Source organism: Pseudomonas sp. UC 17F4 (assembly GCF_900101695.1).
Taxonomy (GTDB): domain Bacteria; phylum Pseudomonadota; class Gammaproteobacteria; order Pseudomonadales; family Pseudomonadaceae; genus Aquipseudomonas.
In genome coordinates, this window is sequence record NZ_FNKV01000001.1 from 3,258,937 (window position 1) to 3,268,811 (window position 9,875).

The following is a 9,875-nucleotide window of genomic DNA, read 5'->3' on the forward strand; positions in this document are numbered from 1 at the left end:
GCACTGTCATGAAGATCCGTTCACAAATCGGCATGGTCCTCAACCTGGACAAATGCATCGGCTGCCACACCTGTTCGATCACCTGCAAGAACGTCTGGACCAGCCGCGAAGGCATGGAATACGCCTGGTTCAACAACGTTGAATCCAAGCCCGGGGTCGGCTACCCGAAAGAGTGGGAAAACCAGGACAAGTGGAAGGGCGGCTGGCTGCGCAACGCCAACGGCTCGATCAACCCGCGCATCGGCGGCAAGTTCCGGGTGCTGGCGAACATCTTCGCCAACCCCGACCTGCCGAGCCTGGACGACTACTACGAGCCGTTCGACTTCGACTACCAGCACCTGCACACCGCGCCCCTGGGCGAGCACCAGCCGACCGCGCGGCCGCGCTCGGTGGCGTCCGGCAAGCGCATGGAAAAGATCGAATGGGGGCCGAACTGGGAGGAGATCCTCGGCACCGAGTTCGCCAAGCGGCGCAAGGACAAGAACTTCGACCAGATCCAGGCCGACATCTACGGTGAGTACGAAAACACCTTCATGATGTACCTGCCGCGCCTGTGCGAGCACTGCCTGAATCCTGCGTGCGCGGCGTCCTGCCCGAGCGGGGCGATCTACAAGCGCGAAGAGGACGGCATCGTCCTTATCGACCAGGAAAAATGCCGCGGCTGGCGCATGTGCATCAGCGGCTGCCCGTACAAGAAGATCTACTTCAACTGGAAGAGCGGCAAATCCGAGAAGTGCATCTTCTGCTACCCGCGCATCGAAGCCGGCATGCCTACGGTGTGCGCCGAAACCTGCGTCGGGCGCATCCGCTACCTCGGCGTGCTGCTGTATGACGCCGACCGCATTGCCGAGGTGGCCAGCACCGCCAACGAGCACGACCTGTACGAGAAGCAGCTGGAAATCTTCCTCGACCCCAACGACCCGGCGGTGATCCGCCAGGCCCTGGAGGACGGCGTACCGCAGTCGGTGATCGACGCCGCGCAACGCTCGCCGGTGTACAAGATGGCCGTCGACTGGCAGCTGGCGTTGCCGCTGCACCCGGAATACCGCACCTTGCCGATGGTCTGGTACGTACCGCCGCTGTCGCCGATCCAGAACGCCGCAGCTGCCGGCACCGTGGGCATGAACGGGGTAATCCCGGACGTCGACAGCCTGCGTATCCCATTGCGCTACCTGGCCAACCTGCTCACCGCCGGTGACGAAAAGCCGGTCAAACGCGCCCTCAAGCGCCTGCTGGCCATGCGCGCTTACAAGCGCGCCGAGCAGGTCGAGGGCGTGCAGGACCTCAAGGTGCTGGAGGACGTCGGCTTGAGCGTCAACCAGGTCGAGGAGATGTACCGCTACCTGGCCATCGCCAACTACGAAGACCGTTACGTGGTACCGAGTGCCCACCGCGAAGAGGCCATGAGCGATGCCTTCGCCGAGCGCTCCGGTTGCGGCTTCAGCTTCGGCAGCGGCTGCAGCGGCAGCTCCGACACCAACCTGTTCGGGGCGAAGAAGGCCAACCGCCGCGAGATCCTCAAAACCGTACAGCTGTGGGAGGAATGAGCATGCCCATCCTGAAAGTGATTTCGCTGCTGCTCGATTACCCGAACGAAGCCCTGGTGGCCGGCCGCGACGAGCTGGAGCAGGCGATCATCCAGGCGCGGGAAATCAGCCCGCGCCAGCGCGGCGCGCTGTTCGAGCTGCTGGAGCTGATCTGCAACAACGACCTGATGGATGGCCAGGAGCATTACGGCGCGTTGTTTGGCCGTGGCCGTTCGTTGTCGCTGCTGTTGTTCGAGCATGTGCATGGCGAGTCCCGCGACCGCGGCCAGGCCATGGTCGACATGCTCGCCCAGTACCAAGCGGCGGGCTTTGCCATTGGCGTCAAGGAGCTGCCGGACTACATCCCGCTGTACCTGGAATACCTCTCGACCCGCGAAGACCTCGAGGCCCGCGAGGGCCTGGCCGATGTCGCGCACCTGCTGGCGCTGCTTGCTGCACGCCTGGAGGAGCGTGAGAGCGCCTACGCCAGTTGCTTCCGGGCGTTGCTGCAGATTGCCGGCGCCGAGCCGCACCAGGCGGTGGCTGATTTGCGCGAGCAAGTCGCCGCCGAGCAACGCGATGATTCTCTCGAAGCCCTGGACAAGATCTGGGAAGAGGAGGCGGTGGACTTTCTCAAGGCCGAGCAGCAGGAGCGTTGCAGCTCACTGCCAAGCGCGCCGGGCAAGGCCCGGGAAGAAAGCGCGGTACCGCTGCACTGGGTCGATTTTCAGCATCAAGGCCAGGCTGCTGCGCCGGCCGGGGAGGTGGGTAATGTCTAAGTGGAACCTGTTGATGTTCGGGGTCTATCCCTATGTCGCCCTGGCGATCTGCTTGCTCGGCAGTTGGGCACGGTTTGACCTTTCGCAGTACAGCTGGAAGGCCGGCTCCAGCCAGATGCTCGACAAGCGCGGCATGCGCGTGGCGAGCAACCTGTTCCATGTCGGCGTGCTGTTCGTGTTGGCCGGGCACTTCGTCGGCCTGCTGACCCCGGCGTCGGTCTATCACCATGTGATCAGCACCGAGCACAAGCAGCTGCTGGCGATGGTTTCTGGTGGGTTCTTCGGCCTGCTGTGCCTGATCGGCTTGATCATGCTGCTGCACCGGCGCCTGACCGAGCCACGGGTGCGGGCGACTTCCAGCACCTCGGACATTCTCATCTTGCTGGTATTGCTCGCGCAACTGGTACTCGGCCTGCTGACCATCGTCGCCTCCACCGGCCATATGGACGGCTCGGTGATGGTCATGCTCGCCGACTGGGCGCAGAACACCGTGCTGCTGCGCCCGGTGGATGCGGCGGCGGCAATCGCCCCGGTGAGCCTGGTGTACAAGCTGCACGTGCTGCTGGGCCTGACCCTGTTCGTGCTGTTCCCCTTCACCCGCCTGGTGCACATCGTCAGCGCGCCGGTGTGGTACTTGGGCCGGCGCTATCAAATTGTCCGGCAGAAAGCCTGAGGAGGTTGCCATGACGCATGCAAGCGAGGCGCAACTGATTGCCAGCAGCGAACAGCAGTGGCCGGTCATCAGTGTCAATGACGTGGTCATCAGCCAGCAGGCCCTGGCCCAGGAGCTGCAATACCACCCGGCCAGCGATCGCGAGGAGGCCGTGTACATGGCCGCCCGCGCCCTGGTGATCCGCGAGCTGATGCAGCAGCGCATCGCCGAACTGGGGCTGGCGCTGCAGGTGGGCGCCGGCGAGAACCCGGAGGAAGCGGCCACGCGGTTGCTGCTGGAGCGCGAAGTGCAGGTGCCAAGCTGTGACGAGGCCACCTGCCTGCGCTACTACCACAGCAACCGCGGGCGCTTTCACAGCGCGCCGCTGCTCGCGGTACGGCACATCCTGCTCGAATGCGCGCCGGACGATGCCGAGGCGCGCAGCCTGGCCCTGGTGCAGGCCGAGATCCTCCACGAGCGGCTGTTGCAGTTCCCCGAGCAGTTCGCCGAGCTTGCGCAAAAGTACTCGGCCTGCCCGTCGAAGGCCCAGGGGGGTGAGCTGGGGCAGATCAGCAAGGGCCAGACCGTGCCGGAGCTTGAGCGCCAGCTGTTTACCCTGGCGCCGGGCCTCGCGCTCAAGCCGCTGGAAAGCCGCTACGGCTGGCACCTGGTCAGTGTCGACCAGCGCATCGAAGGCCAGGCCTTGCCCTACGAGGCAGTGGCCACGGCGATCCGCACCCAGTTGCAGCAGGGCGTGTGGCAAAAGGCGCTGGTGCAGTACCTGCAAACCCTGATCGGCGCCGCCGATATTCGCGGCATCCGCCTGCAGGGCGCCGATTCACCGCTGGTGCAATAAGGGGACGCTGATGAGCACTGTGATGCAGGACGGCTTCGGGCGGCAGATCGATTACCTGCGCATGTCGGTGACCGATCGTTGTGATTTTCGCTGTGTGTACTGCATGGCCAAACACATGACCTTCTTGCCGCGCCAGCAGGTGCTGACCCTCGAAGAGTTGCGGCGCCTGGCCACGCTGTTCGTCGGCCAGGGCGTGGGCAAGATCCGCCTGACCGGCGGCGAGCCGCTGATTCGCCCGGGTATCGTCGAGCTGTGCCGTGACATTGCCGCCTTGCCCGGCCTGCGTGAACTGGTGATGACCAGCAATGGCTCGCAGCTGCAGCGCCTGGCCCGGCCGCTGGTAGAGGCCGGGGTCAAGCGCATCAACATCAGCCTCGACAGCCTCGATGGCCAGCGCTTTCGGGCAATTACCCGCACGGGCGATCTGGATCAGGTGCTGCGCGGCATCGAGGCGGCGCGCGAGGCCGGTTTCGAAGGCATCAAGCTCAATTGCGTGGTGATGAAGGGGCGCAACTTCGATGAGGTGTTGGCGCTGCTGCAGTACGCCATCGACCAGCGCATCGACATCACCTTCATCGAGGAAATGCCCTTGGGCGAGGTCGGCCGTGCGCGCGCTGAGTCGTTTTGCGCCAGCGACGAGGTACGGGCGCTGATTGCCAGCCGCCACGCTTTGCTCGATAGCGCCGAGCACAGCGGCGGGCCGGCGCGCTATGTGCGCCTGGCCCGGCACCCGGCAACGCGCATCGGTTTTATCTCGCCCAACAGCCACAACTTCTGCGCCAGCTGCAACCGGGTGCGGATGACCGTGGAAGGGCGCTTGCTGCTGTGCCTGGGGCAAGAGGATTCGCTGGATTTGCGCGGCTTGTTGCGGCGCTATCCGCTGGATGACCAACCGATCATCAGCGCTCTGCAACAGGCGTTGCGCCGCAAGCCGTTGCGCCATGATTTCAACCCGCAGGGGGAGGTGCAGATCTTGCGGTTCATGAACATGAGCGGCGGGTGAGGGTGGCCGTCAGGGCCTTATCGCGGGGCAAGCCCGCTCCCACCCTGTAGGAGCGGGCTTGCCCCGCGATTCTTGATATCGATCAATTTCTTTCACCCGCTTTACCCGTAGCCTGCACTGCATATTGTGTTTCCAAATCAATAAACGTCTATATGTAGTGTCAGGAGGGCAAATGCACAGCACGCTGATCAGGGTAGGGCACAACCGGTTGCACAAGCGCGATGGCAGCCTGGTGGCCTTTGACGCCGACAAGATCCGCCAGGCGTTGATCGCCGCCGGCAAGGCCACTGGCGAATATGCCGAAGCCGAGGCAGACGGTTTGCTTGAAGCAGTCCTTGCCCACCTTGAGGGCTACTCCAAGCTGCACGTCGAGCAGATCCAGGACCGGGTCGAACGGGTGCTGATGGACGCCGGGCATTTCCTTTCGCTACGCGCCTATATCGTCTACCGCGAACAGCACGGACGCCTGCGCCGTGACCGCAAGACCCTGGTCGAAGTAGCCACCTCGATGAACGAATACCTCAACCGCGAAGACTGGCGGGTGCAGGCCAACGCCAACCAGGGTTACTCCCTTGGCGGCCTGGTGCTCAACGTTTCCGGCAAGGTCACTGCCAACTACTGGCTCGACGAGGTCTACAGCGAAGCCATCGGCCGCGCCCATCGCGAGGCCGACCTGCATATCCACGACCTCGACATGCTCGCCGGCTACTGCGCCGGCTGGTCGCTGCGCAGCCTGCTGCACGAGGGCCTCAATGGCGTGCCCGGGCGGGTCGAGGCCGGCCCGCCCCAACACCTGAGCAGCGCCCTGGGGCAGATGGTCAACTTTCTCGGCACCCTGCAGAACGAGTGGGCCGGGGCCCAGGCCTTCAGCTCCTTCGACACTTACCTGGCGCCCTACGTGCGCAAGGACCGGCTGAGCTATGAAGAGGTGCGCCAGGCCCTCCAGGAGTTCATCTACAACCTCAATGTGCCGTCGCGCTGGGGCACGCAAACGCCGTTTACCAACCTGACCTTCGACTGGGTCTGCCCGCAGGACCTGCGCGAGCAGATCCCGGTGATCGGCGGCGAAGAAATGCCCTTTGCCTACGGCGAGCTGCAAGCGGAGATGGACCTGCTCAACCGTGCCTACATCGAAGTGATGCAGGCCGGCGACGCCAAGGGCCGGGTATTCACTTTCCCGATCCCGACCTACAACATCACCCACGACTTTCCCTGGGACAGCGACAACGCCGAGCGCCTGTTCGCCATGACCGCGCGCTATGGCCTGCCGTACTTCCAGAACTTCCTCAACTCGGACATGCAGCCCAACCAGGTGCGCTCGATGTGCTGTCGCCTGCAACTGGATGTGCGCGAACTGCTCAAACGTGGCGGCGGCCTGTTCGGCTCGGCCGAGCAGACCGGCTCGCTGGGGGTGGTGACCATCAACTGCGCGCGCCTGGGCTACCTGTACAAGGGCGACATCAGCGGCCTGTTGCAGCGACTGGATGCGCTGATGGAGCTGGCCATGGAGAGCCTGGAGGTCAAGCGTAAGGTGATCCAGCACCACATGGATGCGGGCTTGTACCCCTATACCAAGCGCTACCTGGGCACCCTGCGCAATCACTTCTCGACCATCGGCGTCAACGGCCTGCATGAGATGCTGCGCAACTTCAGCGACGAGCAGATGGGCCTGCACACCGCCCAGGGCCGGCGCTTCGCCCTGAACCTGCTGGACCATGTGCGCGCCACCCTGGTGCGCTTTCAGGAAGAAACCGGCCACCTGTACAACCTCGAAGCCACCCCGGCCGAGGGCACCACCTACCGCTTCGCCAAGGAAGACCTCAAGCGCTTCCCCGACATCCTCCAGGCCGGCTGCAGCCAGGCGCCGTACTACACCAACTCCTCGCAACTGCCGGTGGGCTATACCGACGATCCGTTCGAGGCCCTGGAACTGCAGGACGAGCTGCAATGCAAGTACACCGGCGGCACCGTGCTGCACCTGTACATGGCTGAGCGGATCTCCTCGGCCCAGGCCTGCAAGCAACTGGTGCGCAGGGCCCTGGAGCGCTTCCGGCTGCCGTACCTGACCATCACCCCGACGTTTTCCATCTGCCCGGTGCATGGCTACCTGGATGGCGAACATGAGTTCTGCCCCAAATGCGACGAAGCGCTGCTGCTGGCCCAGCAGCAGGGCAGCGTGCATTGACCCGTTTTACCCTCAACAGCAAGGAGCTTCATCATGACTGCACAGCAAACCCTGCCGACGGCGCAACGCCAACGGTGCGAAGTCTGGACCCGGGTCATGGGTTATCACCGCCCGGTGTCGGCGTTCAACCCCGGCAAACAGTCCGAGCACCACGAGCGGCTGCACTTCAATGAGGGCGTGGCAACGGCCGGGCATCCATGAGCCGAGCGCTGCGGGTCGGGGGCATGGTGCCCCTGACCACCCTCGATTACCCCGGCAAGCTCGCCTGTGTGCTGTTCTGCCAGGGCTGCGCCTGGCGCTGCCGTTACTGCCACAACCCGCAACTGATCCCGCCCCGGGGCCGTGATGAACTGCCCTGGGCGCAGGTGCTGGCGTTTTTGCAGCGTCGCCGCGGCCTGCTCGATGCCGTGGTGTTCAGCGGCGGTGAGGCAACCCTGCAGGACAGTCTGCCAGAGGCCATGGCCCAGGTGCGGGCCATGGGCTTTGCCATCGGCCTGCACAGTGCCGGGATCAAGCCCGAGGCGTTTGCCCGGGCATTGCCTGGGGCCGACTGGGTCGGCTTTGACGTCAAGGCGCTGGCCGAAGATTGCCAGTTGGTTACCGGCGTGCGCGGCAGTGGCCAGGCCAACTGGCGCAGTCTTGAATACCTGCTGGCCAGCGGCGTCGACTACGAATGCCGCACCACGGTGCACTGGCACCTGATCGATCCACCGCGACTCCTCACCCTGGCCCGGCGCTTGAATGCGCTTGGGGTCCAACGCTTCGTCGTGCAGCGGGTACGCACGGCACGCATGCTCGACCCGCAGCTGCCCGGTGCTTCGGCACACAGATTGCTACTCGAGCTGTGGGACACCCTCCACACGCTGTTTCCCGCGTTTGAAGTACGCGACTAGTAAGGCTTTGAAATGACCAGATTGACCACAGCACAACGTATCCTCATTGGTTTTGCCATCGCGCCCCTGGCGCTTCTGGGCCTGGCCTTTTATGCATTGCATGACCTGGCCACGCTCAAAGAGCAGGCGGTGGTGATCGTCAAACAGGACTGGCCGAAGATCGAACCGATCATGGTCATCGCCACCGGGGTGCGCGACAACGCACGCAACACCCGCGATCTGTTGCTCGACAAGGACAACCTGCAGGTGCAGCAGGCCATCGACACCACCAAGCAGCGCATCAGCCAGGCCCTGGCAACGCTTGAGCCGCTGTTCCACCTGCCCGAGGGCAAGGCCGCCTACGCTGCGCTGAAAGCCAGCCGCGAAACCTATGTCGCGGCGTTTACCCAGGTACAGACACTGATCCGCCAGGGTGACGCGCAGGCGGCAATGACCCAGCTCAAGCAAAACGTGGTACCCGCCGAGCACGAGGTATACCAGCACCTGGAAAGCCTGATGGCCTTGCAGGGGCAGATCTTCGTCGAGCGCGAACAGGCCGCCCAGGCCCTGTACAACGACGCCCGGCTGAACATGCTCGGCCTGGTCGTGCTGTGCCTGCTGGCGGTGATCGCCGCTGCGCTGCTGGTGACCCGCAGCGTCACCCGGCCGCTGGGCGGCGAGCCGGATACCGCCGCGCGGGTGCTCAGCCGGATCGCCGAGGGCGACCTGACCATCGCCGTGCCGACCCATGGCAGTGCCGACGGCAGCGTGATGCTCAACATGCAGCAGATGCAGCAGAGCCTGAACAGCATGGTCAAGCACATCGCAGCTTCGGTGGAGCGGGTCGCCAGTTCTTCCGAGGAACTCAGCGCGGTCAGCAGCCAGACCAGCAGCAGCCTGCAGCTGCAGGGCCTGGAAATCGAACAGGCAGCAGCCGCGGTCAACGAGATGACCGCCGCGGTGGACGAAGTGGCGCGCAACGCGGTGAGCACCAGCGAAGCCTCGAAGGTCTCCGAACAAACCGCCCAGCGTGGCCGTGAACAGGTACGCGAGACGGTCGCCTCGATCAGCACCCTGGCCGACGGCGTCAGCGATACCTCCGCGCGCATCCAGCAACTGGCCGGGCGTGTGCAGGACATCAGCACCGTGCTGGATGTGATCCGCAGCATCGCCGAGCAGACCAACCTGCTGGCGCTCAACGCCGCCATCGAAGCAGCCCGCGCCGGTGATGCCGGGCGCGGCTTTGCCGTGGTTGCCGACGAGGTGCGGGCCCTGGCCCATCGCACCCAGGTGTCGACCCAGGAGATCGAGCAGATGATCGGCAATATCCGTCAGGACACCAGCGAGGCGGTGACCGCCATGCTCAGCAGCAGCGAGTTGGTGCACACCACCCTGGACGTGGCCCAGCGTGCCGGCGAAGCGCTCGAGGCGATCACCCGGTCGATTTCGCAGATCAACGAGCGCAACCTGATGATCGCCAGCGCCACCGAAGAACAGGCCCTGGTGGCCCGTGAGGTGGACCGCAACCTGGTGGGCATTCGCAACCTCTCCGAACAGGTGCTGCTGGGGGCGCAACACACCGACAGCGCCGGCCAGGACCTGGCGCAGATGGCCGGCAGCCTGAGCCAGACCGTGGCGCGCTTCAAGGTTTGATGCCCGTCTGGATCAGCGCCCTTGATCTGTATCAAGGGCAAACCCGGCACTGGGCGCTAGCGTGAACGCTCGCCCATTGCCGCCTGAGGCACTTCATGGCCAAGCCCTTTCCTGTCAGCCCCAAGCACCCCGAGCGTATCTGCTGGGGCTGCGATCGCTACTGCGCGGCCAACGCCCTGGCTTGCGGCAACGGCGCCGACCGTACCATGCACCCGGCAGAGATGTTCGGTGACGACTGGAACGAGCAGGGTGACTACGGGTTGGCGTCGCCGGCCGACAACGAAGGCGCAGCGCAGCGGGCCACAATACTTAAATAGCACCCGCGCAGACCTTGGCCAGGGTCTGCTGC

General features: G+C 64.6%; 8 protein-coding genes and 1 pseudogene. All 9 read left to right on the forward strand.

The annotated features are described in order from the left end of the window. Nucleotides 1–8: 8 nt before the first annotated feature. The 9 genes and pseudogenes from narH to BLR26_RS15050 all read left to right on the forward strand — a co-directional run bounded on the left by narH (nucleotide 9) and on the right by BLR26_RS15050 (nucleotide 9,843). Entirely contained in the window at nucleotides 9–1,547 is a 1,539-nt protein-coding gene (gene narH / locus BLR26_RS15005; RefSeq protein ID WP_093381875.1) for a nitrate reductase subunit beta, read from the forward strand. 2 nt (nucleotides 1,548–1,549) lie between these two features. Continuing rightward, the gene (narJ, locus tag BLR26_RS15010) at nucleotides 1,550–2,305 is read left to right on the forward strand and encodes a nitrate reductase molybdenum cofactor assembly chaperone (RefSeq protein ID WP_093381876.1); all 756 of its coding nucleotides are present in this window, start codon (nucleotides 1,550–1,552) and stop codon (nucleotides 2,303–2,305) included. Beyond that, the gene (gene narI, locus BLR26_RS15015; RefSeq protein WP_093381877.1) at nucleotides 2,298–2,978 is read left to right on the forward strand and encodes a respiratory nitrate reductase subunit gamma; all 681 of its coding nucleotides are present in this window, start codon (nucleotides 2,298–2,300) and stop codon (nucleotides 2,976–2,978) included. Before narJ ends, narI begins: the two co-directional genes overlap by 8 nt. 10 nt (nucleotides 2,979–2,988) lie before the next feature. Further along, nucleotides 2,989–3,813, forward strand: a complete 825-nt coding sequence (locus tag BLR26_RS15020; RefSeq protein WP_093381878.1) for a peptidylprolyl isomerase — start codon at nucleotides 2,989–2,991, stop codon at nucleotides 3,811–3,813. 10 nt (nucleotides 3,814–3,823) lie between these two features. Then, the gene (moaA, locus tag BLR26_RS15025; protein ID WP_093381880.1) at nucleotides 3,824–4,816 is read left to right on the forward strand and encodes a GTP 3',8-cyclase MoaA; all 993 of its coding nucleotides are present in this window, start codon (nucleotides 3,824–3,826) and stop codon (nucleotides 4,814–4,816) included. 172 nt (nucleotides 4,817–4,988) lie between these two features. Next, nucleotides 4,989–7,202: pseudogene (locus BLR26_RS15030) on the forward strand (ribonucleoside triphosphate reductase). After that, entirely contained in the window at nucleotides 7,199–7,894 is a 696-nt protein-coding gene (locus BLR26_RS15040; RefSeq protein ID WP_093381884.1) for an anaerobic ribonucleoside-triphosphate reductase activating protein, read from the forward strand. Before BLR26_RS15030 ends, BLR26_RS15040 begins: the two are co-directional and overlap by 4 nt. A gap of 12 nt (nucleotides 7,895–7,906) precedes the next feature. After that, nucleotides 7,907–9,526: a methyl-accepting chemotaxis protein gene (locus BLR26_RS15045; protein ID WP_093381887.1), complete on the forward strand. Its 1,620-nt coding sequence runs from the start codon at nucleotides 7,907–7,909 to the stop codon at nucleotides 9,524–9,526. 95 nt (nucleotides 9,527–9,621) lie between these two features. Next, the gene (locus tag BLR26_RS15050) at nucleotides 9,622–9,843 is read left to right on the forward strand and encodes a DUF3079 domain-containing protein (protein ID WP_093381889.1); all 222 of its coding nucleotides are present in this window, start codon (nucleotides 9,622–9,624) and stop codon (nucleotides 9,841–9,843) included. The last annotated feature ends 32 nt before the right edge of the window (nucleotides 9,844–9,875 follow it).